This window comes from Streptomyces sp. 130 (assembly GCF_007096885.1).
Lineage (GTDB): Bacteria > Actinomycetota > Actinomycetes > Streptomycetales > Streptomycetaceae > Streptomyces.
Genome location: NZ_VJNO01000019.1, coordinates 73,168 through 92,622, shown reverse-complemented (window position 1 = coordinate 92,622; position 19,455 = coordinate 73,168). Strand labels below are relative to the sequence as shown.

Sequence of the window (19,455 nt, the reverse complement as noted above, 5' to 3'; positions counted from 1 at the left end):
GTGGCCGGTGCGGCCGGTCCGGCCGCACCGGCCATCCCCGGCGGGTCAGGCGCCCGCCCTCCGCTTGTTCCACACGTCGAAGCCGACCGCCGCGAGCAGCACCAGGCCCTTGATCACCTGCTGCCAGTCGGTGCCGACACCCACCAGGTTCATCCCGTTGTTGAGCACACCGAGGACCAGGCCGCCGATGATGGCCCCCAGCACGGTGCCCACACCGCCGCTCATCGACGCACCGCCGATGAACGCGGCGGCGATGGCCTCCAGTTCGAAGTTCACGCCCGCCTTCGGCGAGGCCGCGTTGAAGCGCGCCGCGAAGACCAGACCGGCCAGCGCCGCGAGCATGCCCATGTTGAGGAAGACCGCGAAGGTCACCTTCCGGTCCTTGACCCCGGAGAGCTTCGCCGCGGGCAGGTTGCCGCCGATCGCGTACACATGGCGGCCGATGACCGCGTTGCGCATCACGTAACCGAAGCCGACCAGCAGCGCCGCCAGGATCAGCAGCACCACCGGCGCCCCCTTGTAGCTCGCCAGCAGCAGGGTCGTGACCAGCACGGCGGCGACCAGCGCCGTCACCTTCAGCGCGAACAGGCCCGTGGGCAGGGTCTCCAGCGTGAACTCGCGCTGCCGCCGGCGGTCCCGGAACTCCTGGAACACCACGTACGCGGCCAGCCCGAGGCCCAGCAGCAGCGTGATGTTGTGGTAGTTGGTCTCCGGCCCCGCCTCGGGCAGGAAGCCGTTGGCGACCCGCTGCATGCCCTCCGGGAACGGACCGAGGGTCTGCCCCTTGAGGAAGATCTCCGTCAGCCCCCGGAACAGCAGCATGCCCGCGAGCGTCACGATGAACGACGGGATGCCGACGTACGCGATGAAGAAGCCCTGGAGCGCCCCCGCGACGGCCCCGAGCAGCAGGGTGAGGGCCACGGCGACCGGCCAGGCGACATGGTGCTCGACCATGAGCACCGCCCCGACGCCTCCGACCAGCGCCATCAGGGAGCCCACCGACAGGTCGATGTGCCCCGCGATGATGACGATCATCATGCCGATGGCCAGGATCAGGATGTAGCTGTTCTGGAGCACCAGGTTGGAGACGTTGCGCGGCAGCAGCAGGTCGCCCCCCGTCCAGACCTGGAACAGGAGCACGATCAGGCCGAGCGCGAAGAGCATGCCGTACTGGCGCATGTTCCGCCGTACGCCGTCCAGGAGCACCCGGACGACCGGGGCTCCCGCCGGCGGTGACCCGCCCCGGTCCGTGGGCGGGGTGGCCTTGGAGGTGCTGACGTCGGTGCTCATGCCTGCTGTCCTTCGGTGGGGGTGGTGCCCGCGACGGCCACCGGTGGTACGCGGGTGTCCTGGGTCATGTGCCGCATCAGCACTTCCTGGGTGGCGTCCTCGCGGGCGACCTCACCGGTCAGCCGGCCGGCGGCCATGGTGTACACGCGGTCGCACATGCCGAGCAGTTCGGGCAGCTCGGAGGAGATGAAGAGGATCGCCTTGCCCTCGGCGGCGAGGCGGTCGATCACGGTGTAGATCTCGAACTTGGCGCCCACGTCCACACCGCGCGTGGGCTCGTCCAGGACGAGGACGTCCGGACCGGTGAGGATCCACTTGCTGAGGACGACCTTCTGCTGGTTGCCGCCGGAGAGCCGGCCGACCGGTTCGAGGACGTTCGGCGTCTTGATGTTCATGGACCGCCGGTAGCGCTCGGCCACCTTCCGTTCCTCGTGGCCGTCCACCACACCCCGCCGGGCGAGGGCGCCGAGCGAGGCGAGCGAGATGTTGCGGCCCACCGAGTCCCCGAGGTCGAGGCCGTAGTGCTTGCGGTCCTCGGTGACGTACGCGATGCCGTGGGCGACCGCCTCGGGCACCGTACGGGTCCGCACCTCGCGGCCGTCCCTGAGGACGGAGCCCCGCTCGTAGTGCCCGTACGAACGCCCGAAGACGCTCATCGCGAGCTCGGTCCGGCCGGCGCCCATGAGCCCGGCGATGCCCACGATCTCGCCGCGCCGGACCTGGAGCGAGACCCCGTCGACCACCTTGCGGGCGCGGTCGAGCGGATGGCGCACCGTCCAGTCCCTGATCTCCAGGGCGGGCCGGGCGTCGGCCGCGCCGGTGTACGGGGTGCGGTCGGGGAAGCGGCTGTCGAGGTCCCGGCCCACCATGCCGCGGATGATGCGTTCCTCGGTGGTGGCCGGGTCGTTGACGTCCAGGGTCTCGATGGACCGCCCGTCGCGCAGGATCGTGACGGAGTCGGCGATCCGGGCGATCTCGTTCAGCTTGTGCGAGATGATGATCGAGGTGATGCCCTGGTCCTTCAGCTCCCGCATCAGCCGCAGCAGCTTGGCGCTGTCCGCGTCGTTGAGCGCGGCGGTGGGCTCGTCCAGGATCAGCAGCCGGACGTCCTTCGCCAGCGCCTTCGCGATCTCCACCAACTGCTGCTTGCCGACACCGATGTCGGCGACCCGGGTCTCCGGATGGTCGTCCAGACCGACCCGCTTGAGCAGCGCGGACGCCCGGCGCAGCGACGCGCGCCAGTCGATGATCCCGCGCCGGGCCGGTTCGTTGCCCAGGAAGACGTTCTCGGCGATCGACAGATGGGGGACGAGCGCGAGTTCCTGGTGGATGATGACGATCCCCCGCTGCTCGCTGGCCCGGATGTCCTTGAAGCGGCACGGTTCGCCGTCGAGGAGGATCTCCCCCTCGTACGAGCCGTGCGGGTGGACGCCGGAAAGCACCTTCATGAGCGTCGACTTGCCGGCACCGTTCTCCCCGCACAGGGCGTGCACCTCGCCGCGCCGCACGGACAGGGTCACCTCGGACAGCGCCCTGACACCGGGGAACGTCTTGACGATGGACCGCATTTCCAGGACGGGGCCGGGCGCGGCGGGGGCTTCGGGCGCGGCGGGGCTCACCCGAGCTCCTTGGCGTCGATGTAGCCGGAGTCGACCAGCACCTTCCGGTAGTTCGTCTTGTCGACGCTGACCGGGTCGAGCAGGAACGCCGGCACGACCTTCTCGCCGTTGTCGTACGTGGACTCGTCGTTGACCTCGGGCTTCTTGCCGTTCAGGACCGCGGTCACCATGTCCGCCGCGACCTGGGCCAGGGCGCGGGTGTCCTTGTAGACGGTCTGGGTCTGCTGGCCCGCGATGATCGACTTCACCGAGGCCACCTCCGCGTCCTGACCGGTGACGACCGGGAGCGGCTTGGACTTGCTCCCGTAGTCGTCGGACTTCAGGGCGGACAGGATGCCGATGGAGATGCCGTCGTACGGGGACAGCACCGCGTCGACGTGCGCGCTGGAGTACGAGGAGGTCAGCAGGTCGTCCATGCGCTTCTGCGCGGTGCCGCCGTCCCAGCGCAGGGTGGTGACCTGGTTGAGCCGGGTCTGCCCGGAGCGCACGACCAGCTGCTTCTTGTCGAAGTAGGGCTTCAGCACCTTCATGGCGCCGTTGAAGAAGTACTTGGTGTTGTTGTCGTCGTTGGACCCGGCGAACAGCTCGATGTTGAACGGGCCCTTCTTCGCACCGTCCTTCAGCCCGAGCTTGTCGACGATGTACGTGGCCTGGAGCTCGCCGACCTTCTCGTTGTCGAAGGAGGCGTAGTAGTCGACGTGCGGGGAGCCCAGGATGAGCCGGTCGTACGAGATCACCGGGATGTCGGCGTCCGCGGCCTGCTGGAGGACGTTGGACAGGGCCTCGCCGTTGATGGCGGCCACGACCAGCGCGTCCACGCCTTGGGTGATCATGTTCTCGATCTGGGCGACCTGCTGGTCGGGGTCGTCCTCCCCGTACTGGAGCGTGGTGGCGAACCCGGCCTTCTTCAGGCTCGTGGTCATGTTCCTGCCGTCGGCGATCCACCGCTCGGAGGACTTGGTCGGCATGGCGATGCCGATGGTGACGTCCTTCTTGTCCTTCTTCTCCTGGCTTCCTCCCTCGCTGTCCTGTCCGCAGGCGGTGAGAAGCAGAGCGCAGCCGGTGGTCACCGCCACGAGGGCGGACGCGGCTCGGAGGTTCTTCATGGGCATGACCTGACAATCCCGTCGTCGCGGCGGCCTTGATGGTGCTCGATTGTTAGCGCTCGCATCAGAGGGGTGCAAGGGGCCCTCACGTCTTTTCTTGCGCCGGGGCGCGGCCGTAACCGGAGGAAAGGGAGGTAATCGTGGCGCATCCCGCAGGCTCGTTCTACAGGGGGAGTTGGCCGCACGGTCGGTGTCGCCGCCGGGCCGGAGGGGAACGACAAAAGTGCGCACAGCTCTTGCCCCCATTACTTGTGAGCGCTAACAATCTTGGGGGGCCCACTGCCGTCCCCGCCACCCCTGACGAGAGAGACCGCATCGTGACGCCACACGCCAGTTCCGGCCCCGTCGAACGTCACCATCCCGACGCCTGCACGGTCGGAGTGGACTTCGGCACCCTCTCCGGGCGCGCCGTGGTGGTCAGGGTCCGCGACGGCGCCGAACTCGGCTCGGCGGTTCACGACTACCGCCACGCCGTCATCGAGGACCGCCTCCCGCTCACCGGCGTACCGCTGCCCCCCGACTGGGCGTTGCAGCACCCCGAGGACTGGTGCGACGTGCTCCGCACCGCGGTCCCGGCGGCGGTCCGGGCCGCCGGGGTCGACCCCGCCCGCGTCATCGGCATCGCCACCGACTTCACCGCCTGCACGGTCCTGCCGGCCATCGCCGAGGGCGTCCCGCTCGCCCTGCTGCCCGAGTGGGCCGGCCGGCCGCACGCCTGGCCGAAGCTGTGGAAGCACCACGCCGCCCAGGAGCAGGCCGACCGCATCAACGCCCTGGCGCACGACCGGGGCGAGAAGTGGATCAGCCGGTACGGGGGCAGGATCTCCTCCGAGTGGCAGTTCGCCAAGGCCCTCCAGGTGCTGGAGGAGGACCCCGGGGTCTACGCCGCCTGTGCCCGCTGGATCGAGGCGGCCGACTGGATCGTCTGGCAGCTCACCGGCGCCGAATCGCGCAACACCTGCACCGCCGGCTACAAGGGCATCCACCAGGACGGGGCCTACCCCTCGGCCGCCTTCCTCGCCCGCCTCCACCCGGACTTCGCGGACTTCCCCGCGACCCGCCTGGAGCACCCGCTGTCGGCCCTGGGCTCACGCGTCGGCGGCCTGAGCGCGCGCGCCGCCGACTGGACCGGCCTGCCCGAGGGCATCGCCGTCGCCGCGGGCAACGTCGACGCCCATGTCGCCGCCCCCGCCGCCGGGGCCGTCGAGAACGGCCGGCTGCTCGCCATCATGGGCACCTCCACCTGCCACGTGCTCAACGGCGCCGCCCTCGCCGATGTCCCCGGCATCTGCGGGGTGGTCGAGGGCGGCATCGTGGCAGGCGCCTACGGCTACGAGGCCGGACAGAGCGCGGTCGGCGACATCTTCGCCTGGTGGCTCCGGCAGGGCGTACCGGACGCCTACCGCACCGAGGCGCGGGACGCCGGGGAGGACCTGCACCAGCTCCTGACCCGCAAGGCCGCGGGGCAGCCGGTCGGCGCGCACGGCCTGGTCGCCCTGGACTGGATGAACGGCAACCGCTCGACCCTCGTCGACCACCACCTCTCCGGAGTCGTCGCGGGGCTCACTCTCGACACCCGCCCCGAGGACGTCTACCTCGCCCTCCTCGAATCCACCGCGTACGGCACCCGGGTCATCGTGGAGGCGTTCGAGGCCGGCGGGATTCCCGTCGAGGAGTTCATCGTCACCGGCGGCCTGAAGAAGAACGCCCTCCTGATGCGGATCTACGCCGACGTGCTGCGCCGCCCCGTCTCCCTCGGCACCTCCGAGCAGGGGCCCGCCCTCGGCTCCGCCATCCACGCCGCCGTCGCCGCGGGCGCCCACCCGGACGTCCGGACCGCCGCTGCCGCGATGGGTAGCGTCCAGCGGCACGCGTACACCCCGGACCCCGGCCGGGCGGACGCCTACGACGCGCTGTTTCGCGAATACCGCGCCCTGCACGACCACTTCGGCACCGGCGCCGACCTCCTCCTGCACCGCCTGCGCCGGATCCGCAACGCCGCGCGCACCACGACCGCCGGCTGACCGGCAGGGACCCTCTTTCCAGCACAACGAGGAGCACACCCGACATGACGCTCGCCCAGCCCGACCGCGAGATCTGGTTTCTCACCGGGAGCCAGTCGCTCTACGGCGACGAGACCCTGGCCCAGGTCGCCGACCAGTCACGGGTCATCCGCGACACCCTCGCGGACCAGCCGCAGATGACGGTGCGCGTGGTCTGGAAGCCCGTCCTCACCGACGCCGCCGCCATCCGCAGGATCTGCCTCGACGCGAACGCCGACGACCGGTGCATCGGCCTCATCGCCTGGATGCACACCTTCTCCCCGGCCAAGATGTGGATCGCCGGCCTCGACGCGCTCAGCAAACCGCTGCTGCACCTGCACACCCAGGCCAACCGCCGGCTGCCCTGGTCCACCATCGACATGGACTTCATGAACCTGAACCAGGCCGCCCACGGCGACCGCGAGTTCGGCTTCGTGCAGACCCGCCTCGGCGTCCCCCGCAAGACCGTCGCCGGCCACGTCACCACCCCCGAGGTGGTCGACCGCATCGCCGGCTGGGCGCGCGCCGCCGCGGGCCGCGCCGAACTCGCCGGCCTCAGACTCGCCCGGTTCGGCGACAACATGCGCGACGTCGCCGTCACCGAGGGCGACAAGGTCGAGGCCCAGCTGCGGTTCGGCGTCTCGGTCAACACCTACGGCGTCAACGACCTCGTGACCGCCGTCGACGCCGCCGGCGAGGACACCGTCACCGCGCTCGTCAAGGAGTACCAGGACCTCTACGCGCTCGCCCCCGAGCTGCGGCCGGGCGGCGAGCGCCACGAGTCCCTGCGCTACGCCGCCCGCATCGAGGCCGGACTGCGCGCCTTCCTCACCGAGGGCGGCTTCCGCGCCTTCACCACGAACTTCGAGGACCTCGGCGGCCTGCGCCAGCTGCCCGGACTCGCCGTCCAGCGCCTGATGGCCGACGGCTACGGCTTCGGCGGGGAGGGCGACTGGAAGACCTCCGTCCTGCTGCGCACCCTCAAGACCATGGCGCACGGGCTGCCCGGCGGCACGTCCTTCATGGAGGACTACACCTACGACCTGACGCCGGGTCAGGAGCTCATCCTCGGCGCCCACATGCTGGAGGTCTGCCCCTCGCTCACCACGGCCACCCCCAGCTGCGAGATCCACCCGCTCTCCATCGGCGGCCGGGAGGACCCGGTCCGGCTCGTCTTCGACGCGGCCCCCGGCCCCGCCGTGGTGGTCGGACTCGCGGACATGGGCGACCGCTTCCGGCTCGTGGCCAACCACATCGACGTCGTCACCCCGCCGGAGCCGCTGCCCGCGCTGCCCGTCGCCCGCGCCGTGTGGCGGCCCGCCCCCGACCTGCGCACCTCCACCGAGGCATGGCTGACGGCCGGAGCACCGCACCACACCGTCCTCACCACCGCGCTCGGCGGCGAGGAGCTGGAGGACCTCGCCGAAATGCTGCGCACCGAACTCGCCGTCATCGACCGGGACACCACGATCCGCGGCTTCACCCGCGAACTGCGCTGGAACCAGGCGTACCACCGGCTGGCGCAGAGCCTGTGACCGCCGCCGACACCTCCACCAGGACGGAGCCCTCCGTGACCGGGACCGTATCCGAAGAGCTGCGCCGTGAGGTACTCGAAGCCAACCTCCGCATCCCCCGGGCCGGGCTCGCCACCCTCACCTGGGGCAATGTGAGCGGCGTCGACCGGGAGGCCGGCGTCTTCGTCATCAAGCCGTCCGGGGTCTCCTACGACGCGCTGCGCGCCGACGACCTCGTCGTCGTCTCGCTGGCCGACGGGAGCGTCGTGGAGGGCCGGCTGCGCCCGTCCACCGACACCGAGACGCACCGCAGCCTCTACCTGGCCTTCCCCTCGATCGGCGGGGTGACCCACACCCACTCCACCCACGCCGTCGCCTTCGCCCAGGCCCGGCGCCCGATCCCGGTGCTCGGCACCACCCACGCCGACACCTTCAACGGGCCCGTCCCCGTCACCGCCGCGCTGACGCCCGAGCAGTGCGCCAGGGACTACGAGTACAACACCGGGCAGGTCATCGTGGACCTCCTGGAGCGCGACGACACCCGGGCCGGGGAGGTGCCCGGAGCCCTCGTCGCCCACCACGGCCCGTTCACCTGGGGCGCCGACGCCACCAAGTCCCTGGAGCACGCCATCATCTGCGAGGCGGTGGCGGAGATGGCCCTGCACACCATCGCCCTGGGCCCGGTGGCACCCCCGCAGCACCTGCTGGACCGCCACTTCACCCGCAAGCACGGCCCGGACGCCTACTACGGCAACCCCGGAGCCGCCTGACACCGGCGCACACCGCCCGCGCCCGGGCCCCGCACCCGGCGTGCGGGGCCCGGTCAGCGGCCGGCGGGGGGCCGCACGCTCTCCCGGCGGACCAGCTCCGGGGTGATGACGGGCTGCGCGCCCTTCGGCTCGGCACCGTTGACCAGGCCGAGGAGCAGGTCGAGCGACGTGGTGGCGACCGCGCCGAAGTCCTGGCGCACGGTGGTCAGCGGCGGCGAGTAGAACGCCGACTCGGGCACGTCGTCGAACCCGATGACGCTCACTTGGTCCGGGACCGAACGCCCCCGCTCGGTCATGGCGCGCAGGGCGCCGAGCGCCTGGTGGTCGTTGGCCGCGAAGACCGCGGTGACCTCGGGCATCCGGGCCAGCATCTGCCCCGCCCGGTACCCGGAGGCGGCGGACCAGTCGCCCGTGCTGACCGGCGGCACCTCCGCCCCGGCCTCCCGGAGCGCGCGGCGCCACCCGCGGATGCGGCCCGCCGCGTCGAACCAGTCCGGCGGGCCCGAGATGTGCCACACCGTCTCGTGGCCCGCCTCCAGCAGGTGCCTGGTGGCCTCGTAGGCGCCCTGCTCCTGGTCGACGGAGACCATCGGCGCGCCGCGCTCGGGGTCGCCGTCGATGGTGACCAGGGGGACCTCGGCGGGCACCCCGGCCAGCGCGGCGTCGGCCGAGGCGGTGGGCGCGATGACGACGATCCCGGCCACGCGCTCGTCGCGGTGGCGCTCGACGGCGGCGGTGATCGAGGACTGGCCCAGCTCGGGCACCCGGTGCACGCTCACCGCGAAGCCCTGACGGGCGGCGGCGATCTCGAAGGCGGCCAGGAGCGAGGAGGGTCCGTACAGCGTGGAGTTCTGGGCGATCACGCCGATGAGCTGCGAGCGGCCGGTCACCAGGGCGCGCGCCGCGCGGTTGGGCCGGTAGCCCAGCTCCTTCACGGCCGCGAGCACCCTCAGCCGGGTCTGCTCGCGCACGTTCGGATGGCTGTTGAGCACCCGGGACACCGTCTGGTGGGACACGCCCGCGAGCCGCGCGACATCCGTCATCGCCGGTTCCCGCACCACTGGACTCGTCGCCGTGGCGTCCTCCACACCCATCTCCTCCTGACGGTGGCCGCCCCCGACCCGGCTGTCCGCCCGGGGTCGCGGGTGATCCGCATGAACGTTCAATCTACGCCCCGGCCAAGGTACGGCCCCGAGGCCCGGGCCTCCTCCCGTCACCCCGCGCGGCCAGACGGCAACTCCCTCAGTGAGCGCTAACAGTCTCACTCACAACGACCGCGCGCCGATGCGTAATTGGCTGGCCCAGGGGAGAAACAGGGGGAGACGCCGTGAATGTTAGCGCTCACCACCGACGTCCGTGGCCCCGATCGCGAGGTCGGCGGCAGGGACGCACGGTTCACGAGGGAGGACGGCCGGCGCCAGTCCTCGTGCGACAGCGGCGGTGAACGGCCCTTACGCACACCACTCCGTGCCATTACGCTGCGGCCATGGCGACCGCCCGGGAACCCGCCCTGATCGAGCCCAAAGGCCCAGGGATCACAGCCGCCGAATGCGTGGTGGGCGCGCTGCTGCTGCTGGGCGCCGGCGGGTTCTGCGTCCACGCCACGGTCCGCACCGTGGCCGAGAGCGGTGAGACCGGCGCCGGGTGGGGATGGGCCGGCCTGGGCGTCGCCCTGGCCGCGGCGTTCGTCGCGTGGATCGGCCTGGGCACCATCATCAACGCCCGCGACGAACGGCGGGCCACTCAGCGGCTAGCCGCCCAGGGCGTCGACGCGACAGCGCTGGTCCTGGCGGTCGCGTCCGCCTCGCCCACCAACGACTACCGCGACCGGATCCGGCTCACGCTCCGTGTCAGCGGCCCTGGATTCGACCCGTTCGAGTGCGCCGACAAGGTGCTGAAGGACCGGTTCGGCGGTGCGGCGCAGGGCACCGTGCTGCCGGCCCGGGTCAATCCGGTGACCCGCGAGTTCAGCATCGAGCGACCGCCACCGCCACCGCCCCCCGGCCGCGGGGACGCCTCAGCCCCGGCCGAATGATCACCCCCGCCGTGTCGCGCCCCTGCGCCCGCGGCCGTCTGCGGCGTCGGCAGATCAGGCACACCATCCCGTGCGGCGGGACCAGCGGGACCATTGCCGGCGCCGTGGCAGTACGGGGCCGGCCGGTCGGCCTCGACCGGCAGCTGCACCGGCGCCGGTCCTCGGCGCGACGCGAGGGCGGAAGCGCCCGCCGCCCCACGGTGGAAGCGGCGGGCGTGAGGGAGGAGCGTCAGTGCGGGCGGCGGTGTTCTCGGGGTCGCGCGAGCCGGGGATGGGGACGGTGTAGTCCTACCGCGCGAGCAGCCAGGCCGGAGCGAGCTGGGAGAGGGCGGCGCCCTTGGCTTCGGCGAGCTCGGTCAGGCTGCGGACGACGGCGAGGCTGGTGTCACGGAGCGGTCGAGTACGCCCGTCGCGACGGAGCAGGCTGACGGTGTCGAAGGCGTGCCGGGCGCGGGCCGCCGTGCTGGGCTTGACGGCACCCGGGGCGGCACTCGTCGCCCCGTTCGACGGGCCTCGGGGACGGACTCCGCTCCGCGCCTGCGATCACCCTCGGTTACGATACTCACTTCATGCCGGAAACCGGCGGCAAGGGGCGCGGCACCTTCGACGGTCTGCTCGGGAAGCGGGGGACCGGCTCGCCGGCCGGACTCCCCGGATTCTCCCCGGCGCCGTCGACTCGTGATCCCTCCCGCTCCGCTCCGGAGAAGTGGTCCGTGGACTGTATGGCTGAAGAGATGGGTGGCCTGAGAAAGTGCTGGAAGAGGTCGTAGCGACCCGCTATGTCACGCCCCTGCGTGAAGGCGGGTCGCTCCCGGGGATCGTCGAGGCCGACGACCTCGGCACGTACGTCATGAAGTTCACCGGAGCCGGGCAGGGCCGGAAGACGCTGGTCGCGGAGGTGATCTGCGGGCAGCTCGGGCGACGGCTCGGGCTGCGGGTGCCCGAGCTCGTGCGCATCCAGCTCGACCCGGTCATCGGACTGGCCGAGCCGGACCAGGAGGTGCAGGAGCTGCTGAAGGCCAGCGGCGGCCTGAACCTCGGGATGGACTTCCTGCCCGGCTCGCTCGGCTTCGACGCGCTCGCCTACGAGGTGGACCCGCGCGAGGCCGGGCGCGTCGTCTGGTTCGACGCGCTGATCAACAACGTCGACCGGTCCTGGCGCAACCCGAACATGCTCGTCTGGCACGGCGACCTCTGGCTCATCGACCACGGCGCCACCATGATCTGGCACCACAACTGGCCCGGCGCCCAGGCGTCCGCCGCCAAGCCGTACAACGCCTCCGACCACGCCCTCGCCCCCTTCCGGCCCGACATCGCCTCGGCCGCCGCCGAACTCGCCCCGCTGGTGACGCCCGAGCTGCTCGCCGAGGCCGCCGCCGACGTCCCCGACGAGTGGCTGGTGGACGAGCCGGGCTTTGGCTCGACTGACGAGCTGCGGCAGGCGTACGTGGACGCGCTGGCCGCCCGCGCGGCCACCGTCCACGAGCGGATCGTCATGGACGCGCCCACCCCCGACAAGCCGTCCCAGGCCCCGGGCTGGATCACCGAGCGCCTGGCCCCGCGCCCCCGCGCGACGGACGGCGAGAAGGGCGGCCGGGCATGAGCGGACGCGATGTCTTCGAGTACGCGCTGCTGCGCGTCGTCCCCCGCGTCCAGCGCGGGGAGTGCTTCAACGCCGGGGTGGTGGTCTACTGCCGCGCCAAGGGCTTCGTGGCCGCCCGCACCGAGCTCGACGAGGCCAAGCTGAAGGCGCTCGACCCCGGCGCCGACGTGACGGGGGTCCGGGCCGCGCTGCACGCGGTCGAGGGCATCTGCCGCGGCGGCACGGACGCGGGCCAGGCCGCCGGCGACGACGCGGGCAGGCGCTTTCGCTGGCTGATCGCGCCGCGCTCAACCGTCGTACAGCCCGGGCCCGTGCACAGCGGCCTCACCGCCGATCCGGAGGCCGAGGTGGAGCGGCTGCTCGACCTGCTGGTGCGCTGACCGCCGCCCCGGCCGCCGCCCGTCCACCGCGTGACGGCGGCCGGGCGGAGTGTGACATGCGCCGCTGCGCCCGTGGCCCGTTGACACCGGGTGCCAGGGCTTCTAGCGTCTCGTCTGCTGAAGGTACTAAGCGGTTGCTCAGTCATCGGGCGGTTTCTCTCCGGAGCCCCTGACGTCCGCTGAGCCGCTATCCAAGGGCGAGGAGAGCCAAGCATGACGACCAGCGAGCAGCGCGTAGCCATCGTGACGGGAGCGGCCCGGGGCATCGGTGCCGCCACCGCGGTACGTCTGGCGGCCGAGGGCCGCGCCGTCGCCGTACTCGACCTCGACGAGGCGGCCTGCGCGGACACCGTCGAGAAGATCACCGCTGCCGGGGGCAAGGCCCTCGCCGTCGGCTGCGACGTGTCCGACAGCGCCCAGGTGGAGGCCGCGGTCGCACGGGTCGCCGCCGAGCTCGGCGCCCCGACGATCCTCGTCAACAACGCGGGCGTGCTCCGCGACAACCTGCTCTTCAAGATGAGCGAGTCCGACTGGGACACCGTGATGAACGTGCACCTCAAGGGCGCGTTCCTGATGGCGAAGGCCGTCCAGAAGCACATGGTGGACGCCAAGTTCGGCCGTATCGTCTCGCTGTCCTCCTCCTCGGCGCTCGGCAACCGCGGCCAGGCCAACTACTCGGCGGTCAAGGCGGGCCTCCAGGGCTTCACCAAGACCCTGGCCAAGGAGCTCGGCAAGTTCGGCATCACCGCCAACGCCGTCGCGCCCGGCTTCATCGTCACCGAGATGACGGCGCAGACCGCGGCCCGCGTCGGCATGGGCTTCGAGGAGTTCCAGGCGGCCGCCGCGACGCAGATCCCGGTGCAGCGCGTCGGCGTCCCCGACGACATCGCCAACGCCATCGCCTTCTTCACGGGCGACGCCGCCGGCTTCGTCTCCGGCCAGGTCATGTACGTGGCCGGCGGACCGCTCAACTGACCCGAAGGGCTGCGGACATCATGACTGTGCAGGACAGCGGCAAGGTCGCGCTGATCACCGGTGCGAGCCGGGGCATCGGCTACGGCATCGCGCAGGCGCTCGTCGAGCGCGGCGACCGGGTGTGCATCACCGGGCGCAACGAGGACGCCCTGAAGGAGGCCGTCGAGACGCTCGGCGCCGACCGGGTCATCGGCGTCGCCGGCAAGGCGCACGACGAGGCGCACCAGGCGGAGGCCGTCGCCCGCACCATGGAGGCGTTCGGCCGGGTCGACTTCCTGGTCAACAACGCCGGCACCAACCCGGTCTTCGGGCCGATCGCGGAGCTCGACCTGAACGTCGCCCGCAAGGTCTTCGAGACCAACGTGGTCTCGGCGCTCGGCTTCGCCCAGCAGACCTGGAAGGCGTGGCAGAAGGAGAACGGCGGGGCGATCGTCAACATCGCCTCGGTCGCCGGTGTCTCGGCCTCGCCGTTCATCGGCGCGTACGGGATGAGCAAGGCGGCCATGGTCAACCTGACCCTTCAGCTGGCGCACGAGTTCGCGCCGGTGGTCCGGGTCAACTCGATCGCGCCGGCGGTCGTCAAGACCCGGTTCGCCCAGGCGCTGTACGAGGGCCGTGAGGAGGAGGCGGCGGCGGCCTACCCGCTCGGCAGGCTCGGGGTGCCGAAGGACATCGGCGGCGCCGCGGCCTTCCTCACCTCCGACCAGTCCGCCTGGATCACGGGCCAGACCCTGGTGGTCGACGGCGGCATCTTCCTGAATGCCGGAGTCGGCTGATCCGGGCTGGGCCGATATGGTCCCGATTGCCTCAAGTGCCCTGCCAGGCCTGCGGGTTGACCTGGCGGGGCACTGCGGTATGGTCTGCCGACCCACGGCTGATCGAGGAGCGTGCACGTGTTCTACCGGGCCAGTCTGCAGGTCGCTGCAGCCCTTGCGTCCCTGTTCTTGCTGGCCGGCTGCGGGCTGCTGCCCGGCGGTGGGTCGGATGTGGAGCAGAAGCTCGCGGTCGGGACGACCAGTGAGCCTTCGACCCTGGATCCGGCGGCGGCGTGGGACGGCTCCTGGGAGCTGATGCGGAACGTCTTCCAGACCCTGGTGAGCTTCCCCACCGGCAGTACGACGCCCGAGCCGGACGCGGCCGAGGAGTGCAGGTTCACCGACCGCACCAGCACCGCCTACCGCTGCAGGCTCCGCGAGGGGCTGAAGTTCTCCAACGGCGACAAGCTGGACGCGGCGGCCGTGAAGTACTCCATCGACCGGATCTCGGAGATCGGCGTCAAGGGCGGGCCGGTCGGCATGCTCGGCTCGCTCGACCGGATCGAGACCAAGGGCGACGACGTCGTCGTCTTCAACCTGAAGAAGCCCGACGCCACCTTCCCGTTCGTGCTGGCCACCCCGGCCATGTCCCTGGTCGCGCCGAGCGCGTACTCGCAGCACAAGATCCGCGACGACGGCAAGGTCACCGGCTCCGGGCCCTACCTGCTGGACGCCTACGAGCAGGGCGACCGCTCCGAACTGGTGCGGAACCCCGACTACAAGGGGTTCGCCGACCGCAAGAACGACGCCGTGACCATCCGGTACTTCAAGAACTCCGGCGCCATGGTCAAGGCGCTCCGGAAGAACGAGATCGACGCCACCTACCGCGGTCTGTCCGCCGAGGACGTCGTCGGCATCGAGGACGGCAAGAGCAACGGCGACGGGGAGGGCGCCGACCTCCAGATCGTGGAGTCCACCGGCGCCGACATCCGCTTCCTGGTCTTCAACCCGGACGACCCCGCCGCCGGGAAACCGGCCGTCCGGCGGGCGATAGCCCAGCTGATCGACCGGGACGCGCTCGTCGCCAAGGTCTACCGGGGCACGGCCGAACCGCTGTACTCGATGGTCCCCAAGGGCATCGCGACGCACACCACCAGCTTCTTCGACACCTTCGGCAACCCCAGCCGGGACAAGGCCCGCCGGATTCTGGCCGACGCGCAGATCACCACGCCCGTCCCCATGACCTTCTGGTACACGACGGACCGCTACGGATCATCGACGGCACCGGAGTTCGACGAGCTCAAGCGCCAGCTGGAGGCGTCCGGCCTCTTCCGCATCACCCTGAAGCACCGGCCGTGGAAGACCTTCCAGGAAGGCTTCAACAAGGGGGAGTACCCGGTCTTCGGCCGAGGCTGGTTCCCGGACTTCCCGGACCCGGACAACTTCATCGCCCCGTTCGTCGGCAGGAACAGCGTCACGGGCATGCCGTACCTGAAGGACGAGATCACCGGGCGGCTGCTGCCCCAGTCCCGCCGGCAGAGCGACCGGGGCGCGGTCTCCAAGGAGTTCGAACGGGCCCAGGAGATCCTGGTGGACGATGTGCGGCTGCTGCCGCTGTGGCAGGGCAAGCTGTACGTGGCGGCGGGCGAGGACATCGGCGGCGGCGAACGCGCCCTGGACCCGCAGACCGTCATGCAGATGTGGGAGCTGTACCGCAAGACCAGCTGGTAGCGCCCAGCGGGCGGGCCCGGCGGTCCGCCCGGACCGCGTTGTCAGTGCCGCCCGGTAGGTTCTGGGAGCAAGAACGGATTGCTTACCGGAGGTTGTTCACGTGACCGACACCGACCTGCTGCCCGAGTCCTGGCGCGGCGTCCTCGGCGAAGAGCTGCAGAAGCCGTACTTCAAGGAGCTCACCGAGTTCGTCGAGGAGGAGCGCTCCGCCGGACCGGTCTACCCGCCCCGGGAGCAGGTGTTCGCGGCCCTCGAAGCGACCCCGTACGACAAGGTGAAGGTCCTGGTCCTCGGCCAGGACCCCTATCACGGCGAGGGCCAGGGCCACGGTCTGTGCTTCTCCGTGCGGCCCGGCGTGAAGACCCCGCCCTCACTGCGCAACATCTACAAGGAGATGAAGGAGGAGCTGGGCCTGCCCGTCCCGGACAACGGCTATCTGATGCCGTGGGCCGAGCAGGGCGTCCTGCTGCTCAACGCCGTGCTCACCGTCCGGGCCGGCGAGGCCAACTCGCACAAGGGCAAGGGCTGGGAGAAGGTCACCGACGCCGTGATCCGGGCCGTCGCCGCCCGCCCCGACCCGGCGGTCTTCGTCCTCTGGGGCAACTACGCGCAGAAGAAGCTCCCCCTGATCGACACCGAGCGCCATGTGGTGGTGAAGGGCGCGCACCCCTCGCCGCTGTCGGCGAAGAAGTTCTTCGGCTCCCGCCCCTTCACCCAGATAAACGAGGCCATCGCCCGGCAGGGCCACCAGCCCATCGACTGGCGCATCCCCGACCTGGGCTGAGTGGCGCCCGAGCCTCCACGCGTCCACCCGTCCCGGCGGCTAGCGTCGGAAGCCGGACCGCCGGGTGCGGGCGGACGGGCGCGAGGAGGCCGTGGTGACGGAGCAGCGGGAGGCGTCGGAGGACGTCTTCATGACCAGGATCGGCCAGGCGGTCATGCTGCTGCACGGAGGCGACCGGGAGGAGGCCCGCAACCGCTTCACCGTGCTCTGGTCCGAGATCGGCGACGAGGGCGACGCCCTGCGCCGGTGCACCGTGGCGCACTACATGGCCGATACGCAGGACGATCCGGCCGACGAGCTGGCGTGGGACCTGCGCGCGCTGACCGCGGCCCGGGGCCTGTCCGACGAACGTCTGGCGGGAGACCGGGACGCGCTCGTCCTGCGCGCCTTCTACCCGTCGTTGCACCTCAACCTCGCGGCCGATTACGTGAAGCTCCAGCGCCCGGCTGCCGCCCGGGACCACCTGGAGCGGGCCCGGGCGGCCTCGGCGGTGCTGGCGGACGACGGCACGGACGACGGGTACGGGGGAGGCGTCCGGGCGGCTATCGGCCGGCTGGAGCGGCGGCTGCGCGAGTGGTGACCGGCGCCTGCGACGCGCCGTCGCTTCACCGCCCGTAGGCGCGGTCGCAGATCCGGGACTGCGGGCTGCCCGCCGGCCAGTGGCCGTAGCCCCGGCCGAGGTCGCACACCCCGGACCCGCCGCCGGGCGCGGGCAGGACCGGCGCGGGGGCGGGCGGGGCGATCCGGCGCGGGAGCGGCGGGTCCGGGGCGGGCGCGGGCCGGCGCGGCAGCGGGAGGCGCGGCGCGACGGGGCGCGCGGCCGGGGTCCCCGGCGACGGCTTGTGCGCTGCGGACGGCGGGGCCGCGCGGGACGGCTTCGCCCTCGGTACGGCCTCCAGCGTGTCGTGCACCGGCGGGCCGGCGGTCTGCGGCGCCAGGTCGTGGGCCGGGCGGGTGACCCCGGGGCGCGGCGGGGCGGCCGGACGCGGCTGGACGGACACGCACCCGGACAGGGCCGCGACCGTGAGGCAGACCAGGAGTTTCACGGCGGTTCTCGTTCGTTGCACGCGATCAACTCTGGGGGGCCGGTGACCCGGTCCATGCCTCCGTCGCCCCCGATCCGCCCGCACGAGTGACGCCGGTCAGCACGGCGCCGCCGGAACGGCGCGCCGGTGTCCCGGCCCCGGTCGGCTGACGGCAGGCGGCCCTCCCGCACCGGTCATCCCGCGCGGCGGCAACGCACACGACTACATCAGCCCCCTCGAACCAGGCCGCCTCGGGACAGCGTGTGACGTTCCGGTCCCGGCGGCCCGGCCGCCGCCATCGGCGCCCCCGGCGCCGCGCGCAGCCGCATGCCCGTCGCGTCGCAATGCCCGTCGCGTCGCGATGCTTGTCGCGCCCCCGGCGCCGCGCGCAGCCGCACGCCCGTCGCGTCGGACAGCTCCCGGGGGCCGGGCCCGGCCGTCGCCGCACGCGACTTCCGCATGTTTACCGTCTCCCCGCGCGGCCCCCGTCCCCGCCCGCGCACCTTCGACGGGATCGCCGGCCGGCGGCCCCCGGGCGCCACGTATGCTGCCGGGACGACGGAGGAGGCGCCCGGCACACGGCGCTGACCAGCGAGAGGAACGCCAGTGAAGGTCGGCTGCATCGGGCTCGGGGACATCGCGCGGAAGGCGTACCTGCCGGTGCTCGGCGCCCTGCCGGGCGTGGAGCTCCACCTCCACACCCGTACTCCGGCCACCCTGGCCGCGGTCGCCGCCGCCCACCGCGTCCCGGCGGACCGGTGCCACCAGGACCTGGACTCGCTGCTCGCCCAAGGGCTCGACGCCGCGTTCGTGCACGCCTCGACCGCCGCCCACCCCGAGATCGTGGGCCGGCTGCTCGACGCGGGCGTCCCCACGTACGTCGACAAGCCGCTCGCGTACACGCTGGCGGAATCCACCCGCCTGGTCGAGCTCGCCGAGGCGCGCTCCACCGGCCTCGCCGTCGGCTTCAACCGCCGGCTCGCCCCGGGCTACGCCCAGTGCGCGGACCACCCGCGTGAGCTGATCCTCCTGCAGAAGAACCGGGTCGGGCTCCCCGAGGAGCCCCGGACCATGGTGTTCGACGACTTCATCCACGTCGTGGACACCCTGCGCTTCCTGGCGCCCGGCCCCGTCCAGCGGACCGTGGTCAGCGGCCGGCTCGTGGACGGTCTGCTGCACCACGTCGTGCTCCAGCTCTCCGGCGACGGCTTCACCGCGATCGGCGCGATGAACCGGCTCAGCGGCTCGACCGAGGAGCGCCTCGAGGTCTCCGGCCAGGACTCCAAGCGCGAGGTGCTCAACCTCGCCGAGGTCATCGACCACAAGGGCCAGCCGAGCGTGCGCAGGCGCGGTGACTGGGTGCCGGTGGCCCGTCAGCGCGGCATCGAGCAGGCCGTGCTGGCCTTCCTGGACGCCGTGCGCGAGGGCCGTCCGCTGAGTGCCCGGGACGCCCTGGAGACCCACGAGCTGTGCGAACGCGTCCTGCGGGAACTCGACGCCGCCTGACCGGTCATTTCGGAATGAAGTGCGCAGCCGCCTCGAGCAGGTGAGGCGGCAGGCGAGTCGGAGCGGTCCGAGACGGAGGCCGGCTCGTATCCCGTAGCGGAACCGCCGGCGCTCGAACCGGCGGGGCCAGGCGAAGGACCGCTCGACGACCCACCTCGTCCTGCCGGGGCCTGGTCCGTGGGGCGGTGCCCTGGGCGGTGCCCCTGCGGGCGATCTTCGGCGTGACGCCGCGAGCGCGGAGGCGCCGCCGCCGGAGCTTTTCGTCGCCGCGGCCGGCGAACAGCCGCCGTGACCGGTGACGGGCCGGCCCACCAGGCGGG

The 19,455-nt window shown here is 72.0% G+C and carries 17 protein-coding genes; 12 read left to right on the top strand and 5 right to left on the bottom strand.

What is annotated here, in order from left to right; all coding sequences use genetic code 11:
- Positions 1-45: 45 nt before the first annotated feature.
- Genes mmsB through chvE form a run of 3 tightly spaced genes read right to left on the bottom strand, consistent with a single transcriptional unit; the run spans position 46 to position 4,015 of the window.
- Positions 46-1,290, bottom strand: coding sequence for a multiple monosaccharide ABC transporter permease (mmsB, locus tag FKN01_RS18155; RefSeq protein WP_143621852.1), 1,245 nt, complete (start codon positions 1,288-1,290; stop codon positions 46-48).
- A complete protein-coding gene (gene mmsA / locus FKN01_RS18150) occupies positions 1,287-2,858 on the bottom strand; it encodes a multiple monosaccharide ABC transporter ATP-binding protein (protein ID WP_143621920.1) in 1,572 nt (523 codons plus the stop codon). Before mmsA ends, mmsB begins: the two co-directional genes overlap by 4 nt.
- Before the next feature lie 47 nt (positions 2,859-2,905).
- Positions 2,906-4,015 carry a multiple monosaccharide ABC transporter substrate-binding protein gene (chvE, locus tag FKN01_RS18145; protein WP_143621850.1) on the bottom strand — a complete coding sequence of 370 codons (1,110 nt, stop codon included), beginning with the start codon at positions 4,013-4,015 and terminating at the stop codon, positions 2,906-2,908.
- A 317-nt stretch (positions 4,016-4,332) separates the two neighbouring features.
- Here chvE and araB point away from each other — a divergent pair, with 317 nt between their 5' ends.
- From araB to araD, 3 genes are read left to right on the top strand one after another with little or no spacing between them, the layout of a single operon-like run.
- Entirely contained in the window at positions 4,333-6,039 is a 1,707-nt protein-coding gene (gene araB, locus FKN01_RS18140; RefSeq protein WP_143621848.1) for a ribulokinase, read from the top strand.
- Positions 6,040-6,083: 44 nt separating this feature from the next.
- On the top strand, positions 6,084-7,592 hold the full coding sequence (gene araA / locus FKN01_RS18135; protein WP_143621846.1) for an L-arabinose isomerase: 1,509 nt from the start codon (positions 6,084-6,086) through the stop codon (positions 7,590-7,592).
- A 35-nt stretch (positions 7,593-7,627) separates the two neighbouring features.
- A complete protein-coding gene (gene araD, locus FKN01_RS18130; protein ID WP_185992887.1) occupies positions 7,628-8,341 on the top strand; it encodes an L-ribulose-5-phosphate 4-epimerase AraD in 714 nt (237 codons plus the stop codon).
- A 53-nt stretch (positions 8,342-8,394) separates the two neighbouring features.
- Here araD and FKN01_RS18125 read toward each other — a convergent pair whose 3' ends face one another.
- The gene (locus tag FKN01_RS18125) at positions 8,395-9,435 is read right to left on the bottom strand and encodes a LacI family DNA-binding transcriptional regulator (RefSeq protein WP_143621842.1); all 1,041 of its coding nucleotides are present in this window, start codon (positions 9,433-9,435) and stop codon (positions 8,395-8,397) included.
- Positions 9,436-9,827: 392 nt separating this feature from the next.
- On the opposite strand from FKN01_RS18125, the gene FKN01_RS18120 reads away from it, so the two are divergent.
- The 8 genes from FKN01_RS18120 (at position 9,828) to FKN01_RS18080 (ending at position 17,184) form a co-directional block, all read left to right on the top strand.
- Complete coding sequence (locus FKN01_RS18120) at positions 9,828-10,376, top strand: hypothetical protein (protein WP_143621840.1); 549 nt, start codon at positions 9,828-9,830, stop codon at positions 10,374-10,376.
- Positions 10,377-11,127: 751 nt separating this feature from the next.
- The gene (locus tag FKN01_RS18110; RefSeq protein ID WP_185992886.1) at positions 11,128-11,979 is read left to right on the top strand and encodes a HipA family kinase; all 852 of its coding nucleotides are present in this window, start codon (positions 11,128-11,130) and stop codon (positions 11,977-11,979) included.
- Complete coding sequence (locus FKN01_RS18105) at positions 11,976-12,359, top strand: DUF3037 domain-containing protein (protein ID WP_073968988.1); 384 nt, start codon at positions 11,976-11,978, stop codon at positions 12,357-12,359. Before FKN01_RS18110 ends, FKN01_RS18105 begins: the two co-directional genes overlap by 4 nt.
- 213 nt (positions 12,360-12,572) lie before the next feature.
- On the top strand, positions 12,573-13,334 hold the full coding sequence (gene fabG / locus FKN01_RS18100) for a 3-oxoacyl-ACP reductase FabG (protein WP_143621838.1): 762 nt from the start codon (positions 12,573-12,575) through the stop codon (positions 13,332-13,334).
- A 20-nt stretch (positions 13,335-13,354) separates the two neighbouring features.
- Positions 13,355-14,110, top strand: coding sequence for an SDR family oxidoreductase (locus FKN01_RS18095; protein ID WP_143621836.1), 756 nt, complete (start codon positions 13,355-13,357; stop codon positions 14,108-14,110).
- A gap of 117 nt (positions 14,111-14,227) precedes the next feature.
- Positions 14,228-15,820: an ABC transporter substrate-binding protein gene (locus FKN01_RS18090; protein ID WP_143621834.1), complete on the top strand. Its 1,593-nt coding sequence runs from the start codon at positions 14,228-14,230 to the stop codon at positions 15,818-15,820.
- Between the two features lie 100 nt (positions 15,821-15,920).
- Positions 15,921-16,604, top strand: a complete 684-nt coding sequence (locus FKN01_RS18085; RefSeq protein ID WP_143621832.1) for a uracil-DNA glycosylase — start codon at positions 15,921-15,923, stop codon at positions 16,602-16,604.
- A 94-nt stretch (positions 16,605-16,698) separates the two neighbouring features.
- The gene (locus FKN01_RS18080) at positions 16,699-17,184 is read left to right on the top strand and encodes a tetratricopeptide repeat protein (protein ID WP_143621830.1); all 486 of its coding nucleotides are present in this window, start codon (positions 16,699-16,701) and stop codon (positions 17,182-17,184) included.
- Positions 17,185-17,209: 25 nt separating this feature from the next.
- Here the strand turns inward: FKN01_RS18080 and FKN01_RS18075 are convergent, their stop codons facing one another.
- On the bottom strand, positions 17,210-17,650 hold the full coding sequence (locus tag FKN01_RS18075; protein ID WP_143621916.1) for a hypothetical protein: 441 nt from the start codon (positions 17,648-17,650) through the stop codon (positions 17,210-17,212).
- A 585-nt stretch (positions 17,651-18,235) separates the two neighbouring features.
- On the opposite strand from FKN01_RS18075, the gene FKN01_RS18065 reads away from it, so the two are divergent.
- On the top strand, positions 18,236-19,135 hold the full coding sequence (locus FKN01_RS18065; protein ID WP_143621828.1) for a Gfo/Idh/MocA family protein: 900 nt from the start codon (positions 18,236-18,238) through the stop codon (positions 19,133-19,135).
- The last annotated feature ends 320 nt before the right edge of the window (positions 19,136-19,455 follow it).

What these genes read in the sequence shown, in the direction of transcription:
- mmsB (WP_143621852.1), bottom strand. Translation starts at nt 1,290, where the DNA reads ATGAGCACCGACGTCAGCACCTCCAAGGCCACCCCGCCCACGGACCGG.
- fabG (WP_143621838.1), top strand. Translation starts at nt 12,573, where the DNA reads ATGACGACCAGCGAGCAGCGCGTAGCCATCGTGACGGGAGCGGCCCGG.
- chvE (WP_143621850.1), bottom strand. Translation starts at nt 4,015, where the DNA reads ATGAAGAACCTCCGAGCCGCGTCCGCCCTCGTGGCGGTGACCACCGGC.
- FKN01_RS18125 (WP_143621842.1), bottom strand. Translation starts at nt 9,435, where the DNA reads ATGGGTGTGGAGGACGCCACGGCGACGAGTCCAGTGGTGCGGGAACCG.
- FKN01_RS18105 (WP_073968988.1), top strand. Translation starts at nt 11,976, where the DNA reads ATGAGCGGACGCGATGTCTTCGAGTACGCGCTGCTGCGCGTCGTCCCC.
- FKN01_RS18095 (WP_143621836.1), top strand. Translation starts at nt 13,355, where the DNA reads ATGACTGTGCAGGACAGCGGCAAGGTCGCGCTGATCACCGGTGCGAGC.
- FKN01_RS18120 (WP_143621840.1), top strand. Translation starts at nt 9,828, where the DNA reads ATGGCGACCGCCCGGGAACCCGCCCTGATCGAGCCCAAAGGCCCAGGG.
- araA (WP_143621846.1), top strand. Translation starts at nt 6,084, where the DNA reads ATGACGCTCGCCCAGCCCGACCGCGAGATCTGGTTTCTCACCGGGAGC.
- mmsA (WP_143621920.1), bottom strand. Translation starts at nt 2,858, where the DNA reads ATGCGGTCCATCGTCAAGACGTTCCCCGGTGTCAGGGCGCTGTCCGAG.